At 61.9% G+C, this 17,607-nt stretch carries 18 protein-coding genes, 1 pseudogene and 1 riboswitch; of the genes and pseudogenes, 15 read left to right on the top strand and 4 right to left on the bottom strand.

Annotation, left to right across the window (positions count from 1 at the left end):
- Positions 1–26: 26 nt before the first annotated feature.
- The 7 genes and pseudogenes from AC05QJ_RS28600 to AC05QJ_RS28570 form a co-directional block, all read left to right on the top strand.
- Entirely contained in the window at positions 27–854 is an 828-nt protein-coding gene (locus tag AC05QJ_RS28600) for a GTPase (protein WP_476744557.1), read from the top strand.
- Between the two features lie 3 nt (positions 855–857).
- A complete protein-coding gene (locus AC05QJ_RS28595) occupies positions 858–1,265 on the top strand; it encodes a hypothetical protein (protein WP_476744556.1) in 408 nt (135 codons plus the stop codon).
- Positions 1,266–1,355: 90 nt separating this feature from the next.
- The gene (locus AC05QJ_RS28590; protein WP_476744555.1) at positions 1,356–3,065 is read left to right on the top strand and encodes a dynamin family protein; all 1,710 of its coding nucleotides are present in this window, start codon (positions 1,356–1,358) and stop codon (positions 3,063–3,065) included.
- Positions 3,062–4,603, top strand: coding sequence for a GTPase (locus tag AC05QJ_RS28585; RefSeq protein WP_476744554.1), 1,542 nt, complete (start codon positions 3,062–3,064; stop codon positions 4,601–4,603). The genes AC05QJ_RS28590 and AC05QJ_RS28585 overlap by 4 nt, the downstream gene beginning before the upstream one ends.
- A 118-nt stretch (positions 4,604–4,721) precedes the next feature.
- Positions 4,722–6,167: a DUF726 domain-containing protein gene (locus tag AC05QJ_RS28580; RefSeq protein ID WP_476744553.1), complete on the top strand. Its 1,446-nt coding sequence runs from the start codon at positions 4,722–4,724 to the stop codon at positions 6,165–6,167.
- A 134-nt stretch (positions 6,168–6,301) separates the two neighbouring features.
- Positions 6,302–6,462: riboswitch (yybP-ykoY riboswitch) on the top strand.
- 9 nt (positions 6,463–6,471) lie between these two features.
- A complete protein-coding gene (gene mntP / locus AC05QJ_RS28575) occupies positions 6,472–7,038 on the top strand; it encodes a manganese efflux pump MntP (RefSeq protein ID WP_476744552.1) in 567 nt (188 codons plus the stop codon).
- 3 nt (positions 7,039–7,041) lie between these two features.
- Positions 7,042–7,887, top strand: a pseudogene (locus AC05QJ_RS28570) (SMP-30/gluconolactonase/LRE family protein); the annotation flags it as partial.
- Positions 7,888–7,905: 18 nt separating this feature from the next.
- On the opposite strand, the gene AC05QJ_RS28565 reads toward AC05QJ_RS28570, so the two are convergent.
- Positions 7,906–8,571 carry a TetR family transcriptional regulator C-terminal domain-containing protein gene (locus tag AC05QJ_RS28565; protein ID WP_476744551.1) on the bottom strand — a complete coding sequence of 222 codons (666 nt, stop codon included), beginning with the start codon at positions 8,569–8,571 and terminating at the stop codon, positions 7,906–7,908.
- A 154-nt stretch (positions 8,572–8,725) separates the two neighbouring features.
- Between AC05QJ_RS28565 and AC05QJ_RS28560 the strand changes: the two genes are divergently transcribed.
- The 4 genes from AC05QJ_RS28560 to AC05QJ_RS28545 all read left to right on the top strand — a co-directional run bounded on the left by AC05QJ_RS28560 (position 8,726) and on the right by AC05QJ_RS28545 (position 11,293).
- A complete protein-coding gene (locus AC05QJ_RS28560; RefSeq protein ID WP_476744550.1) occupies positions 8,726–9,013 on the top strand; it encodes a hypothetical protein in 288 nt (95 codons plus the stop codon).
- Between the two features lie 131 nt (positions 9,014–9,144).
- Positions 9,145–9,636: an HvfA family oxazolone/thioamide-modified RiPP metallophore gene (locus AC05QJ_RS28555; RefSeq protein WP_476744549.1), complete on the top strand. Its 492-nt coding sequence runs from the start codon at positions 9,145–9,147 to the stop codon at positions 9,634–9,636.
- 105 nt (positions 9,637–9,741) lie between these two features.
- A complete protein-coding gene (locus AC05QJ_RS28550) occupies positions 9,742–10,575 on the top strand; it encodes an HvfB family MNIO-type RiPP peptide maturase (protein ID WP_476744548.1) in 834 nt (277 codons plus the stop codon).
- Entirely contained in the window at positions 10,568–11,293 is a 726-nt protein-coding gene (locus tag AC05QJ_RS28545; RefSeq protein WP_476744547.1) for an HvfC family RiPP maturation protein, read from the top strand. The genes AC05QJ_RS28550 and AC05QJ_RS28545 overlap by 8 nt, the downstream gene beginning before the upstream one ends.
- A gap of 50 nt (positions 11,294–11,343) precedes the next feature.
- Here the strand turns inward: AC05QJ_RS28545 and AC05QJ_RS28540 are convergent, their stop codons facing one another.
- The 3 genes from AC05QJ_RS28540 to AC05QJ_RS28530 all read right to left on the bottom strand — a co-directional run bounded on the left by AC05QJ_RS28540 (position 11,344) and on the right by AC05QJ_RS28530 (position 13,987).
- A complete protein-coding gene (locus tag AC05QJ_RS28540) occupies positions 11,344–11,832 on the bottom strand; it encodes an HvfX family Cu-binding RiPP maturation protein (protein ID WP_476744546.1) in 489 nt (162 codons plus the stop codon).
- Positions 11,833–11,963: 131 nt separating this feature from the next.
- On the bottom strand, positions 11,964–13,250 hold the full coding sequence (locus AC05QJ_RS28535) for an ATP-binding protein (protein WP_476744545.1): 1,287 nt from the start codon (positions 13,248–13,250) through the stop codon (positions 11,964–11,966).
- Positions 13,247–13,987 carry a response regulator gene (locus AC05QJ_RS28530; RefSeq protein ID WP_476744544.1) on the bottom strand — a complete coding sequence of 247 codons (741 nt, stop codon included), beginning with the start codon at positions 13,985–13,987 and terminating at the stop codon, positions 13,247–13,249. The genes AC05QJ_RS28535 and AC05QJ_RS28530 overlap by 4 nt, the downstream gene beginning before the upstream one ends.
- Before the next feature lie 192 nt (positions 13,988–14,179).
- Here AC05QJ_RS28530 and AC05QJ_RS28525 point away from each other — a divergent pair, with 192 nt between their 5' ends.
- The 4 genes from AC05QJ_RS28525 (at position 14,180) to AC05QJ_RS28510 (ending at position 17,557) form a co-directional block, all read left to right on the top strand.
- Positions 14,180–14,716, top strand: a complete 537-nt coding sequence (locus tag AC05QJ_RS28525; protein WP_476744543.1) for a thioredoxin family protein — start codon at positions 14,180–14,182, stop codon at positions 14,714–14,716.
- A gap of 118 nt (positions 14,717–14,834) precedes the next feature.
- The gene (locus tag AC05QJ_RS28520; RefSeq protein ID WP_476744542.1) at positions 14,835–15,263 is read left to right on the top strand and encodes a TOBE domain-containing protein; all 429 of its coding nucleotides are present in this window, start codon (positions 14,835–14,837) and stop codon (positions 15,261–15,263) included.
- 230 nt (positions 15,264–15,493) lie between these two features.
- Positions 15,494–16,729 (top strand): tyrosine-type recombinase/integrase, encoded by a 1,236-nt coding sequence (locus AC05QJ_RS28515; RefSeq protein WP_476744541.1) that lies wholly within the window; start codon positions 15,494–15,496, stop codon positions 16,727–16,729.
- Positions 16,730–17,557 (top strand): hypothetical protein, encoded by an 828-nt coding sequence (locus tag AC05QJ_RS28510; RefSeq protein ID WP_476744540.1) that lies wholly within the window; start codon positions 16,730–16,732, stop codon positions 17,555–17,557.
- Positions 17,558–17,607: the final 50 nt, after the last annotated feature.

Genomic DNA, 17,607 nt, shown 5'->3' with positions numbered 1-17,607 from the left:
TAGCGAAAGGCATAATGACATCACACATGGATGCAGGAACGGTTATGGGATTCGAGACAATTTACGCGGTGCTGCCCGATCAGGCGGAGAGGATCGGCCGCTTGCAGTACCTGCTGGGAGAACAGCGCCCACCCGTGGTTTCGGTAATCGGCAAGTACAACCACGGCAAGAGCTCGCTGCTCAATGCGCTGGTGGAACGTGAGCAGTTCGCGGTCTCCGACGCACGGGAAACCACAGTGCTGAGCGCGTTCGAACACGATGGCATTCGCTGGCTGGATACGCCGGGGCTGGATGCCGATGTCGAAGGCAGGGACGATCAGGAAGCCCGTGACGGTGCCTGGTTACAGTCGGATATCCGCCTGTTCGTACACTGCGTGCGCGAAGGTGAGTTCGATCAGCGCGAAAAGGACATGATCGATGTGTTGCGGCAGGATGCCGCCACGTCCGGCCGCCAGACGCTGATTGTGCTGACGCAGATCGAAGAAGCGGAAGACGAGGTGCTGGCGAGGATCCTCAACCTCATCAAGCAGCAGTCCCCTGGTATGCCGGTCATCCCTGTTTCGGCTCATCGCTATCTCGGCGGGCTGGAAAGCGGGAGCGCTCTCAAAGTGAAAAAGAGTGGCATCCGTGAACTGCGCGAAGCCGTGCAGGCGGCCCGGCACTATGTGGAGCAAGTCCGCAGCGATGAAGTGCTGGCGCTGGGTGAGGCGTTGGGCGGCTTCCTCGACCAGAAGCTCAATAACCTGCAGGCGCGGCTCGACCGCCTGAAAAAGACCAGAAAGTCCCGCCTGGCCGATTTCGAGTCGGACTACAAGGCCATGCACGGCAAACTCCACTCTCAACTGAAGGCTTGAACCATGCTTCCTTTCCTTTTGATCGGTGCCGCTGTGGCGGCAGTCGCGGCGGTCGTGTCGAGCAGTTCGGATTCCTCATCGTCGTCCAGTTCAGGCAGTTCCCGCGACTATGACGGTGAAGCCGCAGAGAAAGCCCGCCAGGCGAAAATCAAGGCCAACAAAGAAGCTGCGCAGATCCAGCTCAAGGGATTCCTCGAGGGCCACGGTATCAAGCTCGGTGCCTCGAAACTGTCGGGGCTGGTGGATGCAATGGCCAGCCAGCCCGCCGCGAAGCCCGGTGACAGCTTGAAGAACAACTTCCTCAAGGCCGATGCCATGAGTGAGCTGGATGCCGAAATCAAGGCGCTGGAGGAAGAAATCGCCGAGCGCACCAAAGCCCGCAAGTTCCTCGACGGTCTGCTGATTGGTTGAAACCCGCTGGTTTGTCGGGCCGTCCCTGGATGGCCGACTCTTTCTGACTCGTTCGTGGTCACGGCATCGTGAACCCGCACAGGATTGTGTATGCAAGAAAAAGCATTTATCGAGGCGCTCAAAGGATTTGAATACCTGACTCGCCGCGTGGAAGAAGACGAAGCGAAACTCAATGCCTGGAAATCCCGGCTGATTGCGGCGCTGGACCAACAGCCGTCGCTGGGCAAGCTCAATCGCAAGGGTGAACTTGCCCGTCAGGCTGAAGGTGTGCGCGAAGTCGTTCGCCGCTGCATCCAGGGTTGGAGTGCGGCCTGGGAACGTAATCAGCCATCGGCGCAATTGGCGCAGACGTTCGGTGACAAGGCAGTGATTCTGGTATTCGGCAAGGTCAATGCGGGCAAGAGCTCGTTCTGCAACTTCATCGCTCAGCGCTTTGCCGCCAATGGTGAAGCTATCCAGTACTTCCATCTGCACGATCAGGCACTGGTCGATCGGGACGAGCCGTTTGCCGAAGGCGAGACTGAAACGACCTCGCAGATCCAGGGGATTCGCCTGGGGGAAAAGTTGATCCTCGTCGATACCCCCGGCCTGGGTTCCGTGACCAAGGAGAACGGTGAGCTGACGGAGCTTTATACCGACAGTGCCGATGCCGTGCTGTGGTTGAGCAGCTCAACCGCTCCGGGGCAGGTCCAGGAACTGCAGAACCTGCAAGGGGAACTGCAGCGTAGCAAGCCGTTGCTGCCGGTCATCACCAAAAGCGACTTCATGGATGAAGACGAGATTCCCGGCCAGGATGAGCTGGTCAAGGTCCGGCGCAACAAGACGCCGGTCAACCGCACCAAACAGGAAGCAGACGTCTGGACGCGTGCGGGCCAGCAATTGCAGGCTTCTGGCCTCAGTCAGGATCTGCTCAAGCCGGTAGTGTCGGTATCGGTGCGCTGCGCTCGCGAAGCCGGGCTGGATGAGCCTGCGCTGCAGGCCGCCGGCTTTGAGCGTCTGTTCCAGCAGTTGCAAGGCATCGCCGAGGAAGCGCGGGTCTACAAGGAGCGCAAGGCCACTCAACTGGTGCTCAGTCACCTGCAGAACCACGTGCTCGATAGCCTGCGTCGCGAGGTGTTGCCGCGGCTCGACGACTTGCGTGGTTCGACGGTCAAGGCAGTCAAGGTGCTCAAAGTACGTGGCGAGCAGATCGCCACACTGGTGCTGAACGACGTGCTGCTCAAGGTCGGCGATTTGCTGGAAACCCACAAGCAGAGCCAGGACGTTCAAGCGCTGACCCGCGACGTCAATGCGCTGTGCGCTACCGCCATCGAACAGCACCTGAGCCGTGAGCTGAAGGATTACGTCGACGAGCTCAAGGGCACGCTGGTGGACATGTCCAGTGATGAGATCGGCAGCTTCGAAGACATTGGCGTCGACGTTGAGCTGGTTACCGGCCGCGGCAAGCAGGCGGCAGCCTCTGCCAGCGGCGGTATGATCGGCACCGCGATCGGCACTGCGGTTGCGGGCCCCATCGGCGCTATCGTCGGTGGTCTGCTCGGCGGCCTGGTGGGTGGCGCGGCGGGCAAGTACATGGTGGAAACCGAGATGGTCCGGCAGGTGGTGGGGGTGAGCTATGCGCGCTTGCATGCCCGCCTCGAAGAAGACCTGCGCAAACGCCTGCCGAATGCGGTGCAGCGTGCGGTTGATACCTGCGTCGAATCGATCGGCCTGGTGGAAAACGAGACCCTGCGTCTTTACGACATCATCGCCAGCAGCGAGCTGGAGCTCAAAACCCTGAAGGAGAGCATCGCCCGATGAATCCGTTCGAACAATACAAGACACTGCTGGCCCAGGCCTGCCCGACTGCATCGCGCTACCTGCCGGATGCGCCGCAACGGATCGATCAGTTGAGCGGACAGATCGACGAGCGCAAAGTGCAAATCATGCTGTTCGGTGCCTACAACGCCGGCAAGAGTTCTCTGATCAACGCCTTGCTGGGTGAAGAGCGGGCGGTGGTAGGGGACATCCCGACGACAGACGCCGTGCATCGCTACGATTGGGATGGGCATGTGCTGCTGGATACGCCGGGTATCAATGCGCCGATCGAGCACGACGAGGTCAGCACCGAACAGCTCAAGCGTGCCAATCTGATCCTGTTCGTACTGCGCCAGGAAGATCAGGATGCGCAGAACATCATCGAGCGGATTTTCGACCTGTTGTCGCAGCGTCGTCCGTTGTTCATCGTGCTGAACTACGAGGACAGCGATCCGGAAGTCATCGAGCGCATCCAGGCCACGTTCTCGCAGACTTTGTTGCGCCATGCGCAGAAATCCGGCCTCGACGAGTCGGTATTGAAGGATCTGCCTGTGTTGCTGATGAACGTCCGTACGGCCAGCCGTGGCCGTTTGGAGAACAAGCTCAAGTTGCTCGAGCACTCTGGCTACGACACCTTCATCCTGCGCTTGCACCAGTGGGTGCAGCAGTTCGATAGTGAGCAGCAACTGTTGCGCCAGACGTGCGAAATCATCGAGCGCACCCTGCTTGAGCCAGTGGCTGCCCGCCTGGAAGCCGAGGCTCGCACCGATCAGCAACTCAGTGCCGTCGATGCGCAGTTGGAGCATATGGCCCGCCAGCAACAGCAACTGAAAAACAGTGCCCGTCACCTGATTCGCCGGGAAGTCCTCTCTGCTCGCCCGACGATCGAGGCGGCGCTGGAGCAGGCCGGGGATGCCAGCGTTCTGACCCGTTCGCTGGAGAATGTGGCGAGGGAAATCGCGCAGACGCTGCACCAATGGCTGGAGACAGAGTTGCAGGATCTGCGCAAAGCGCAGATCGACGAACTGCTGGTCAGTTCCGGCGTGGACCCGCAGTTGTTCGCTGGTGGTAACGAAAGCGAACTGCTGGACAAATTGTCGGGCCCGATCTTCGCCCAGCTCAAGGGCATCAATAAAGATCACCTGACATCGCTGCTGGTACTCGGCCGAAAATTGAAAATCCCACTGCTCAAGGGGCGCTGGCTGACCACTCTGCAGAAGTGGGCCGGGCGCGCCGCGCCGGTGGTGCAGTTGGTATTTGCGGTGGCCGAGATCTTCATGGCGTCGCGCAGTGAAGAAAAAGAAAACCAGCGTGCCAACAGCCGTGCCTTGCAGCGTATGCAGTGGCTGGAAGAAACCTCCGCGGAGCTGGAAGATGCGTTGCTGCACAGCGTGGTCGAGGTGATCGAGCATGTGTTCAGCGAGCAGAGGAAACCCTACGAAGACAGCCGACTGACCTTGCAAGCGGCGGCCGGTCAGCTCGAGAAGGACAGTAGTGAATGGCGTGAGCTCGGTTCTCGACTGCGGGCGCTGGAGTTCTGAGCCCGGTCTGACAGCAGCCGATCGTTTCGATCGGCTGCTTTTTCATGTGCGCCTGAGCAAGAAGACCGAAGCTGACCCTTTCTATTAACCCCTTGTGGGGCTGCCGGAGCCACAAGCGTTGGACACGCATTTCAAATTCCTGACGTTGCCTCACGGTGCCAGCACCGTGGCCAACATCTTCATTCATGGTTATAGCGCCGGGCATGACCTGCGCGACCGGCGTCTGTTGTCGAAACAGATCCCGACGACCCTGCATGATGGCATCAACATCTTCGGGTTCTGGCGTTCCGGCCACATCCTGGAGATGGACTGGCAAACGCTGCAATCGATGATCGGGGCGGTTCAAAGCCCGGTTGCCGGGCTGACCGGGTTCATCAAGGACCGGGCCAGGCATTTCACCCGCAGCCGCGAGCGCGCGAGTGCCATGGGAGAGGTGCTTCTGGGCGAGATCGACGCCTACCTCATGGAGCGTCACCCCTACGTGACCACCGTGAACCTGGTAGGCCACTCGCTGGGCGGCCGGGTGGTGGTCAATGCGCTGCGCAAACTGGCGCGCGAGCCCGGCAGTTTCGACCTGAGCGTCGGCGATGTATTGCTGATGGCAGCGGCGGTCGAGCTCAGCCCTCAGGAAGCCTCGAGCTTCGACGACCTGATCGATGGCACGTTGTTCAATGCCTGGTCGAGCTCCGACGACACACTGCGCCTGTGCCTGGACGAGGCCTGTGCGGGGCGCCGTGAGGTCAGGCACTGCAAGAACGTGCAGATGGAAAAATTCGGCCACAAGGACTACTGGCCCAATCTCCATGCGGTGCTTTCCAAGACCGGCTTTGCCGGCTTCAAGGGCCAGCATTATCCGGCTCCGCTGGAAACCAGCGACGTCAGCGCTGATCCGGTGCGCGACGACGCCTTGCTGCACGATCTGTTCGAGTTGTCCGCGTCGGCGATGCTCGACGAAGCGATCAAGCACCTGGCGACCAGCAGTTGGACGAGCCTTGACCATCCTGACCGGCTCTACGGCTTCACTCGCGAGTTTCAGCGGGTTGCCGGGCACTGCCTGGCCAACTTCGCCCGCGGGCGCGGGCTGCAATACGCCGATGCGCTGGAAATGCTGGTGAGCCACTTCGACCTGGGCAAGGAACTGCATCACTGCGGCACCATCCTTGAACAGGAGGCGGCGCTGGTGCAGGCGTTCTTCCGCAACAGCTTCCCGGAGGGCCATGCCTTGTGTGGCGATGTGCTTGCGGTGGTCGGCAGGCTGTCGCAACAGCAGTACTTCATTGCCGTGGATGCGCTGGCCGAACGCCTGACGCTGGCGTCCTACGTCAAGTCCCCGGTGGCGCAGCAGAGCGAGCAGGAAATGGCTGCCGGTGGCTCGCAAGTCGCGGCGTTGGTGGGGGGCGCGCTGGTGTCTGCCAACTGGGGTGTCCATATTTCCAACCGTCTGGGGCGTGTGTTCACCAACCTGATGACCGCAATGAAGCCGGGTTACTCGGCATTGGTTCCCACAGTGGCGATCATCTTCTACGCCAGGGTGCGGCTGGGTAATCCGGGGCTGTTCAACTGATCCGCATCGTCGCCGTCAGGTTGGGCTGCATGACGTCAATAAGGGAGCGGCTGCACTAGATCTGGGAAAGCATCAGCAGGAAAGTTCGCTTTCGGTTGATGTTTTTTTCACAACCCGGCCACTATAGTGGCCACCCTTGTTGGGGAGTAGCCTGCTCCTGGCTTCGGCCGGAGCGTTCGCGTCAACATTCTCGGCAGCAGCCGTGGCGTGAACACCTTTCGGTTGGCGAGACCAACGATGCATCCATGCCGGAAGTCGGGCGTGTGGTTGCGTCGTTGACTCACAGCCCGACTGGATAATGACCGTGAATCCCATTTCCCTCCTTTTCCTGGCCCTGGCCATGTCTACCGACGCCTTTGCGGCGGCCATCGGCAAAGGCTCCAGCCTGCATCAACCGCGTTTTTCCGAGGCGCTGCGTACCGGCCTGATCTTTGGTGTGATCGAAGCCATCACGCCCATCGTCGGCTGGGGTATCGGCCAGGTCGCCGTGCAATTCGTCGAGAACTGGGACCACTGGATCGCCTTCGGCCTGTTGCTGGTCCTGGGCCTGCACATGATCTGGAACGGCCTGAAGGACGATGACGAGGCCGAGGAAAAAACCAGCCAGCACTCGTTCTTCATTCTTGCCGTGACGGCTTTTGCCACCAGCATCGACGCGATGGCGGTGGGCGTGGGCCTGGCCTTCGTCAACGTCAATATCCTGGTGGCCGCAGGCGCCATTGGTCTTGCCACTTGCGTGATGGTGACCCTTGGCGTGATGCTGGGGCGCGTGCTCGGGGCGGTGGTTGGCAAGCGTGCCGAGATGGTCGGTGGCGTAGTGCTGATGCTGGTGGGTGCGACCATTCTCTACGAACACCTGACGGCGATCTGATTCATGATGCAAACCTATCCTTTAGTGCGCAAAGGTCTCTGGGCCTTTGCAGTGGTCGTGGCAGCGACCCTCGGCTTCTTCGCGTGGCAAAGTTTCTACCCGGTGCAGGCGGCTGGCGACTGGCGTGTCCAGGTGATCTATCGCGATGTTCCGAAGGCCGCCTCGCTGGCGCCACTGGACGACGGTTCGCTGCTGGTCAGCCAGGAGTTGCGCGATGGCAAAGGCAGCCTCGTGCGGATTCATCCCGACGGCGCACGGGAAGTGCTGGTCGGCAACCTGTCCAAGCCGGACGGCATGGCGGCGGTCAACGGCGGCTGGGTGTTCAGCCAGGAGCAGGGCGATGCCGCGGTGGGCTTCCTCAAGGACGGGAAGGTCACCGAGCTGTTCAGGGGGACCAACGTGCAGGGCCTGTGGAGCGACGGCGACGACCTGTATGCCGTAGAGGACCGCAAGGGCGAAGGCCGCCTGCTGCGTTACCGCTGGAGCGATGGCTCGCTGACCGTGCTGCGCGATCGCTTGTCGGAGGTCGAATCGGTCACCCGCTGCGATGACGGGCGCATGCTCTACACCGAGAAGAAAAAAGGCGTGGTCCGCCAGTTGAACGAAGACGGCAGCGATCCGGTGATCCTGGCCGGCCTCAACCAGCCGACCTTCCTGATGTGCGATCCGCGCGGCCTGTGGATCAGCGAGGATTCCACCCACCGTGCGCGGCTGCTGCTGGTCGATGCCGAAGGCCGGCAGAACACGGTGCTGTCGTTCCTCAAGGCGCCGCAGTCGATCGTGGCGAGCGGTCGCGGAACATACCTGGTGGCCGAGGGCGGGCGCGACCGTGTGCTGGAGCTGCTGCCGCCTTCCCTTGAACGAGGATCAGCGTCGCGGCGCCAGGCCGCTGAGCAGCAGGCGCGCCGCGTTGCTGGCGGCGGCATCGTAGTCCATCGCTTCGCTGCGCAGACCTGGCAGTTGCCAGCCACGGCTGACGCAGGACTGCGCGATGGCCCAGATGGTCAGCAGCGCGTGCTCCGGGTCCACCGGCGCCAGCAGGCCACGATCGACCCACTGACGGATGCCGGCCAGGCTGCTCTGGGTTTGCGCCGTCCAGCGGGCGAAGAACTCCCGCGGCAGCCGCCGCGCACCCTCGCGCAACTCGGCCATGATCACCTTGGACGCGAAAGGCTGACGCTCGAACAGGCGGATCATGCGGATCAGCGTGTGGGTCAGCGCTTCGATCGGCGTCTCGTCGTCTTCCAGTACCGGCATGCAGGCGCTCAGATAGGAGGGCGCGATGTCCTCCAGCACCTTGGCGTAAATGTTCTCCTTGGACTTGAAGTAATAGTGGACGTTGGACTTCGGCAGCCCCGCCAGTTCGGCAATGGTGGCGATCCGGGTGGCAGCGTAGCCCTTCTCGGCGAAGGCTTCGCTGGCGGCGGCGAGAATGGTCCGGCGCACCGAGTCGGGGGAGTCGTCCGGCGTGGCCGGGGTCTTGCTGGCAGCCCGCGGTGCATCGAGGCGGGGATCGAAAGGCATGATGTACATCGTGGAATTCCTTGTTTTGCCTGACCGCGCGGATACTTCGCGACGCAGTCGGGATTCGGAATATACAAAACTATATAGCGATGGCGTAAGCTCGCTGTATTGATTTTTATATAGCGATGATCTCGCCCCGACGACCGGCCCCAGGATGTTCTCCATGCAGCAACGAACCTATCCCTACATCGCCTGGCGACTGACCCGCACCTTTCAGGTACTGCAGGTCGAGCTGGTGGCCGGCGGCATCTACGGCAGCGGTTATGACCGCACCCACAGCGGTCACAACTATCCGGTGAGCGAGTTGTACCCCTCGAAAGATGATGCCATCGCCGAGGGCGAGCGGCGGCTGCAGGCGCTGGAGGCGGAAATCGCCCGGCGCCAGGCGAATCTGGATCGTCGCCGGCGCGAGTTGCTGGAGCAGCGGCAGGGCGGCGGCGCGGGTTCGTGAATGGCATGTATCGCTGTGTATCTGCGGCGCTGTCTGACCGGTTCTCATACAAAACCGCCCCTTTCGGGATACGTCGCCGATACATCGCCGCCGCTTAATGGCTCCACACCCAACCACAGTGGAGCACCCCCATGAAACATGCACGCAATACCCTCGGCCTGCTTGGCGCTGCCCTGATCGGCAGCATGGCGATCGGCAACGCCGCCTTCGCGGTGGAGCCGCTGTCCCAGGGCTACCAACTGGCCTCGGCGAAGACCCCGGGCGAGGGCAAATGTGGTGAAGGCAAGTGCGGCGCCAACGCCAAGAGCAGCCAGAGCGAAGGCAAGTGCGGCGAGGGCAAGTGTGGCGGTTCGGCCAAGGCCGGGGCTGAAGGCAAATGCGGTGAGGGCAAGTGCGGTGACGCCTCCTTTTCCCGCACCGATACCAACCACGACGGCAAGGTCTCCCGCGACGAATTCCTCGCCGTAGCCAAGGACCGCGCCAGCTACTTCGACAAGATCGACAGTAACCACGACGGTTTCATTTCCGAGCAGGAAGCCTACGACCACCTCAAGGCGATCTACCAGGCCAACGGCAAGCCGATGCCGGACGGGCTGTTCAGCCACCTGAGCGGCAAGTCCTGATTCAGGGCTGCATACGGGGCCGCTTTGCAGCCCTTCGCGAGCCAGCTGGCTCGCGAAGGGGCGCAAAGCGGCCCTCTTTCGTTGGAACCCCTGGAGAGTCGCCCCATGAAAACTGCCACGCCGCTCACCGGCCTCGGCCTGCGCCGCGGCCTGTTGCCCGAACTGCTGAACAGCGAGTCGGGCGCCGTGGACTTCCTTGAATGCGCCCCGGAAAACTGGATTGGCGTCGGTGGCGCCTACGGTCGCGGCCTGGCACAACTGGCCGAGCGCTTCGCCATCGCCTGCCATGGCCTGTCGCTGTCTTTGGGCGGCAGCGCCCCGCTGGACTTCGACCTGCTTGACCGCACCCGCCAGTTTCTCGATCGCCATCAGGTGAGCCTGTACAGCGAGCACCTGAGTTATTGCAGTGACGACGGTCACCTCTACGACCTGATGCCGATTCCCTTCACCGATGAGGCGGTCCGGCATGTCTCGGCGCGCATTCGTCAGGCACAGGATCGTCTGGGCCGACGTATCGCGGTGGAAAACATCAGCTACTACGCCGCGCCTTACCAGGCCATGAGCGAGCTGGACTTCATCCGTGCCGTGCTTGACGAAGCCGACTGCGACCTGCTGCTGGACGTCAACAATGTCTTCGTCAACGCGTGCAACCACGGTTACCCGGCGAAGGATTTCCTGTTGGCTCTGCCAGGTGAACGGGTGGTTGGTATGCACGTGGCGGGGCACTACGACGAAGCACCTGACCTCAAGGTCGACACCCATGGCGCGCCGGTGAAGGAAGATGTCTGGGCGCTGTTCGCCCAGGCGTGCGAGCGTTTCGGTGCGCAGCCCACGGTGCTGGAACGGGACTTCAACTATCCGCCGCTGGCCGAGTTGCTGGCCGAGACGGCGCGCATCCGTGCGATACAACAGGCCAGCGGGAGCACCAGCCATGAATGAGACCCTGCGCGAGCAGCAGTTCAGCCTGTCCCGCCACCTGCGCGACCCGGCGCGCCACCCCGCGCCGCCCGGCATCGAAGAGCGGCGGCTGAAGGTCTATCGCGAACTGTTCTACGGTGCCATCGAGGGCTTGCTGGCGGGCAGTTTTCCGGTGATGCGTGGCGTTCTTGGCGAGGAACGCTGGCATCGTCGTGTGCGGGATTTCTACGCCAGCTACCGCAGCCAGACGCCGTTGTTCACGGAGGTGGCCGAAGCGTTCGTCGATTACCTCCAGGGCGTCGAGCCCGATACGCCCTGGCAGTTGGAACTGGCCCACTACGAGTGGATCGAGTCGGCGTTGTACCTGAGTGATGCCGATGATCCACCTCACGATCCTGATGGCGACCTGCTCGACGGCGAGCCGCTGTTGTCCTGCGTTGCGCGGCCGCTGGCCTATCGCTGGCCGGTGGAGCGGATCGGCGCGGACTTCCAGCCGTTGCAGCCCGAGGAGGCACCGACCTTGCTGCTGGTCTACCGTGACGCCGGCTTGCAGGTCCGCTTCGCCCGCATCAGTGGCCTGGCCTACCGGTTGCTGAGCGGGCTTTCGGGCAGCGGCAGGTCCAGTCTGGAAGCCTTGGCAGCCGAGCTGGGCGCCGATCGGCAACAGATCCTCGAACAGGGACTGGCTCTGCTCGAAAGCCTGAGGCAACAGGGCGTGATCGTAGGCACCAGACGCTGAAAAAGCCGTTGCCCGCAGAGTGCGGGCAACGGCTTTTTTTCAGGCAGGATTCAGGCAAAACGACGGCGCAACAGATGGTCCAGGCTTAGCCGGCCCGCCCCTTTCAGTAACAGCGGCAACAACGCCACCAGGTAGATCAGCGGCAGCTTGAAGTTGCCGAAACCCTGGTCGGTAATCGCGTAACCCCGCGCCAGCTCTCCCAACCCCGACCAATGTGCAGGCCAGTGCACGGCGGCGATCGCCACGACCGTCACCACCATCAGGACCAGCGATGCCAGACGGGTGCCCAGGCCAAGCAACAGCAGCACCGGGCAGATCAGTTCGGCCCACATCGACAATTGCCAGTTGAATTCGCTGGGCAGCAGATTGAAGGGCACGGGAAAGCTCGATTGCAGGTCGGCGAACCAGTTGCTGCCGTTGAATTTCTCCAGACCGGACTCGAAGAATTCCCAAGCGAGGAACAGGCGCAGCGGCACATCGGCGCTCCAGGTGGCGCAACGATCGAGCAGGGTGAAAGCAGGCAGGGCGAGGGTTTTCATCAGTGGACTCCCGAGGCACGCAACGAAGGCGGAAGGTCTTCGTGCTGGTGTGCCTGGAAGTCTGGCGAGGCGGCGTATCTGCAGTGTGTCGGCGATGCCGGGGTTGTGTATCGCTGTGTAGCCGGCGTCGCTCAGGGCAGTTCGATGCGTGCGCAGAGCCCGCCTTCCGGGCGATTGCCCAGGGTCAGGCGGCCGCCCAGGGCCAGAATCAGTTGCTGGGCGATGGCCAGGCCCAGGCCGGTGCCGCCGGTGCTGCGGTTGCGCGAGCCTTCCACCCGGTAGAAGGGCTGCAGCACTTGCACCAGCTCGTCTTCGGGAATGCCCGGACCGTCATCGAGCACCCGGATCACCGTGCAGCCTTCCCCGGCGCTGACCTCCAGCCGCGCTGCGCCGGAAAACTTCAGGGCGTTGTCCACCAGGTTCACCAGCACCCTGCGCAAGGCATGGGGACGGGTCTGCAGGGTGACGTTGCTGATACCGCAGCGTTCGACGCTGGCGCCGCTGTCCTGGTAGTCGAACACCAGGCTGTCGAGAAAGGCGTCGAGCTGTACCCGGCAAGTGGGCTCGGTGCTGCTGTCCATGCTGCGGGCATACGCGACCCCCTCGCGCACCAGGTGCTCCATGGCGCTGAGGTCGCTCCACAGCTTGTCTTTCTCGAGGCCGTCGTCCATCACTTCGACCCGCAGCTTCATGCGGGTGATCGGGGTTTGCAGATCGTGTGAAATGGCCGCCAGCAGTTGCATGCGTTCCTTGAGGTAGGCAGCGATGCGCGCCTGCAGCGCGTTGAAGGCCACCGCCGCGTACTTCACTTCCCGCGGCCCGCTTTCATCCAGGCGTGGGCCGGGAGCGTTCGGGTCGAGGTGATCCACCGCCTCGGCCAGACGGGTCAGCGGGCGAATCGCCAGGCGCACCGCCAGCCAGGTGCACACCAGCAGCACCAGCAACTGGATCAGCAGCATCAGCGGCAGCCAGGTCGCCACCGGGACGGGCTCGGGGGTCACGTCGAGGGTCAGCGGCGCACCATCGGCCAGACGCAGGTGGACCTGAAAGTGCGCACGCGAGCCGGGAATCTCCTGGAAGGTCAGCGGGTAGTCGCGGCCGATGGCGTTGACGATGGATTCGGCCGCCATCGGCGGATTCTCGGTCGGCATCGCCTCGCCGCTGGCCCCCGGACCGAGTTGGTAGCGGTAGGTCTGTCGCGCCAGGCGCGGCAGCCAGTCGGGCCGCTCGGCGGCGGGCAGGCGGTCGAGGATCGCCACCGAGGTGGCCACGTCCAGCTCCAGGTTGCTGAGCATCATCGAACGACTGCTGACGTAGCGTTCCCACGCCTGCAGGCTGAACGACAGCCCGTAGGCGAGCACCAGCCCGGTGAAGAAGATCAGCGCCAGCCGCGATGCCAGCGTGCGCGGCCACCTCATGCCGGAGACTCCAGCAGGCGCACCGGCAGGGAGAATACGTAGCCTTCGCTGCGCACGGTCTTGATGCAGGTCGGCTCGCGGGCGTCGTCGCCCAGGCGCTGGCGCAGGCGGCTCACCAGCAGGTCGATGGAGCGGTCGAAGATGTCCGCCTCGCGGCCCTGGGTGAGGTTGAGCAACTGCTCGCGGCTGAGTACCCGTTGTGGATGATCGAGAAACACCCGCAACAGGCGGTATTCGGCACCGCTCAGGGCCACCAGCGTGCCCTCGCTGTCCAGCAGGTGGCGGCCGGTCGTATCGAGGCGCCAGGTGCCGAAACCGATCAGCCGGCTGCTTTCGCTGATGGACAGGTTGGGCGGCAGCATCCGCGTGCGCCGTAGTACGGCGTTGATCCGCGCCAGCAGTTCGCGGGCGGAGAAGGGTTTGGTCAGGTAGTCATCGGCGCCCATTTCCAGGCCGATGATGCGGTCCGTCTCGTCATTGCGTGCGGTGAGCATCAGTACCGGCGTATTGCGGTGCTTGCCGGCGCGCAATTCGCGGCACAGCAGCAGGCCGTCGTCGCCGGGCATCATGATATCGAGCACGATCAGGTCGACCGGGTTGGCTTCGAGAAAACTGCGCATCTGCCGGCCATCGGCGGCGATGCTGGTGCGCAGCCCGTTCTTCTTCAGGTAACTGCCGACCAGCTCGCGAATCTCGCGGTCGTCGTCGACGATCAGGATGTGATCGACGTGCTCCATCGTGGGTGGCCCTGTCTCGGTGAGGATGAAACCAGTGTACCGGGCTGTCGGCGGCCTGCCTGCCGGGGTTTGTATTGCACTGTATCCGGGGCGGGTATTGATACAGCAGCAGGCGCTTCAGCGCCGTTTGCGACACACCGGCGATACGCCCGGGCGATGAAATGGCGCCGACCCAACCCGGAGGACACCGTCATGAAACACAGAACCCTTGCCAGCGCCGGCCTGTTCATCCTGCTAGCCCTGGGCAGCCTCACCGCGTGGGTCGCCACCCGTGCCGACGAGCGTCCCGCCATGCCCTCGCTGGCAGGCGCAGAACAGTGGATCAACTCACCTGCACTGGACGCCGCCGCCCTGAAAGGCAAGGTGGTGCTGGTGGATTTCTGGACCTGGGACTGTATCAACTGCCAGCGCAGCCTGCCGCATGTCATCGACTGGGCAAGGAAGTACGCGGACCAGGGATTGGTGGTGATTGGCGTGCACACGCCGGAGTACGACTACGAGCACGATATCGGCACCCTGCGTGATCGGGTGACGAAGCTGGGCATCGGCTTCCCGGTGGCAGCGGACAACGACTACCGGATCTGGAATGCCTGGGGCAATCAGTTCTGGCCGGCGCATTATTTCGTCGACCGCCAGGGGCAGGTGCGTTATGCGCATTTCGGTGAAGGCAGATACGAGGAGCAGGAGCGGGTGATTCAGGCGTTGCTGGAGGAGCCCAAGGGAAGCTGAAGGCGTGCCATTCAACGCTTGTGAACGGTTTCTACCGCTATGGTTGTTATTACATAGCGCTGGCGTTGACCATGCGCGCAGAAAAACTAACCCAAGAGTCAACAAAAAGGAGAGCCTCATGAAAGTCAGCGCACGTAACGTATTCAACGGCCGTGTCAGCCAGGTTCAGGAAGGCGCGGTGAACGCGGAAGTGGTCATGACCTTGCCGGGCGGCGAGCAACTGGTGGCCGTGGTCACGATGGAAAGCGTCAGCAACCTGGCAATCGCTGCGGGCAAGGACGTGGTCGCGCTGGTCAAGGCGCCGTGGGTCATGCTGATGACCGAATGCGACGACATCCGCCTGTCCGCCCGCAACTGCCTGAACGGCACAGTGGTGAGCGTGAATGAAGGTGCGGTCAATGCCGAGGTGACCCTCGAACTGCCAGGCGGCACACGGGTTTATTCGATCGTCACCCGCGAAGCGGTCACGGAACTGGGCCTGGCGCAGGGCGTGAGTGCAACGGCGGTGATCAAGGCATCGCACATCATTCTGGGCGTGCCGAAGTGATTGACGCGGCGATGTGCTGAGGAAGAATTACGGGCATTAAAAAGCCGGCTTGTGGCCGGCTTTTTATCAGTTCGCAGTTTTTCGTGCCTATCCGTAATGTCTAGTAGATACGGGGTTTTGAGGGTAGTATCCGTCCGCAAATGTTCGCCTCACGTTGCCTGTTACCGGGGGAAAATGGGGGAATAGATGGGGGGATAGGATTTTCCCCATACTCAACTGCGGAGCAAGGCATGGGCAAACTGAACCCCAAGCAAGTCGAGAACCTGGCGGAGCCGGGTACTTATGAAGACGGCGACGGCTTGCGTCTGATCGTGCAAGCCACTGGACGTAAATCATGGGTGCTGCGTTACCAAATTGCGGGACGGCGCCGGGAGATGGGGTTAGGCGGCTACCCCAAAGTAGGCTTGAAGGCCGCCCGTCTTGCTGCCGGGGAACAACGCAAGGTGTTGGCTACGGGGGCAGATCCGATGGCAACCCGCGATGCTGAGCGGGAGCGGCAACGGGAAGCGCAACGTGTCACAGAGGCGCGTAAAGTTACTTTCGAGAAGCTGGCGATTGAGCACATGGAGGTGCATGGCTCGGACTGGTCTGATAAGTGGCGAGTCGGCTGGCTGCGAAAGCTGGAGCTGTACGCTTTCCCTGTTATCGGCAGAATGGCGACAAACGAGATTGAAACGGAACACGTCCTGCGCGTATTGCGCCCTATCTGGCTGGAGAAAACTCGTACCGCCGACGAGGTACGCGGCCAGATTGAGCAGGTGTTAGATGCCGCAAAGGCTCGCCGCCTACGTGACGGTGACAACCCGGCTCGCTGGCGCGGCCATCTTGAGAACCTGCTGAGTAATGCGGAGAAAAAAAAGGCCCGTAAGCGTCAGCACTTCTCCGCGATGAAGTGGCAAGACGTGCCGGCGCTTATGGTCAAGCTGATGCAGAGCGAAGTGCGCTCCGCTGTGGCCGCCCGACTGCTGATACTGACTGGCGCCCGTTCGCATATGGTGCGCTTTGCTGAGTGGTCGGAGTTCGATCTGGCAGCGGGTGTTTGGTCGCTGCCCGCTGAGCGAATGAAGATGCGCAAAGCCTTCGATGTGCCATTGGCACCCGAAGTCGTTGAGATGCTACAAGAATTCCCCCGTATCGAAGGCAGCGCGTACCTCTTCCCCGGCCAAGGCAAGAGCGGCGTTATGCACGCCAACGCCATTCGCAATCTCCTGCATGGCCTGGGGCATGACGATGTGACTCGACATGGTTTCCGTTCGAGCTTCCGCGATTGGGCAAACGAGCGTACCCATTATCCGCGTGAAGTTTGCGAACTGGCGCTGGCCCATGATGAGCGTGACCAGACCGAGGCCGCTTATTCCCGGTCGGACTTTATCGACAAGCGTCGCGCCCTTATGGTCGATTGGGCGAGTTTCATTACTAGTGCACCAGCGACGAACGTCATTCAGGGTGAATTTAAACGCGCCTGAATGAGCACCTGCCAGCCTGATCCGACGGCGCGAAAAGCGAGCTACCCATCCGTTCGGCTGGCAGATCTATTCAAGGAAGTGGGAATGGGAGGATATGCAGTGGGCGAGTTGGATTACTGGAGGCTGTCTGATCATTTGAGCGTACAAGACGCTGCGGCACTTACCGTCGGAGAGCAACCATCAAGGCTTTTTAGAAATGGAGAGCATACACATCTTCCCCCTACGGGCCCTGATCTCAATGATCAATCCTCGGACAGGGCGTTTCAGGCAGTTTTCAGTGCCATAAAAAGCGCAGTTCTGGGAGGAACACTTAAAGCGGCTCTTCGACTCTCTACAGAGGAGCAAGGTATTTTTGATATGCCAGCCGACGCTGGATATGCACCCGCAGGGCTTTCCCTTGGGAGCGGGACAACAGCCAATGATGGCGGAAATCTATCTGTCGAGGGCTCTGCTTACCGCCCACTCCCTGATTGGCAGTATACGACTGTCGCCACTGCTGATCTGAAAGCATGGTTAGTAGGTCGAGGAGTGGTAACAGGCTTTTTTTTTCAAGACGTAGCTGAGGAGCAGCCCGGCTATCTGGATGAATCACACCCACATTACGCGCCCAAATTAGCCGCAGCCATCCGAGCATGGGAGGCCGTTACCAGCGACATGGCGCTACTGCGTGGAAAGACGCCGAAGAAAGCTTTGACTAAGTGGCTCAATGAAAACGCAGCCGCCTGTGGCCTGACGAAAGATGACGGAATGCCAAACTCGACGGGTGTAGAGGAGGCTGCCAAGGTGGCGAACTGGAAGCCGGAGGGAGGTGCCAGCAAGACCCTTTGAAGGTAACTCACCCACCCCCGAAAGCCGCGCCAGCAAAGGGTTTTACTCTG

It is taken from the genome of Pseudomonas sp. TUM25319, assembly GCF_056388475.1.
Note: the sequence above shows the minus strand (reverse complement) of the source record. Positions and strands in the feature narration are given on the sequence as shown.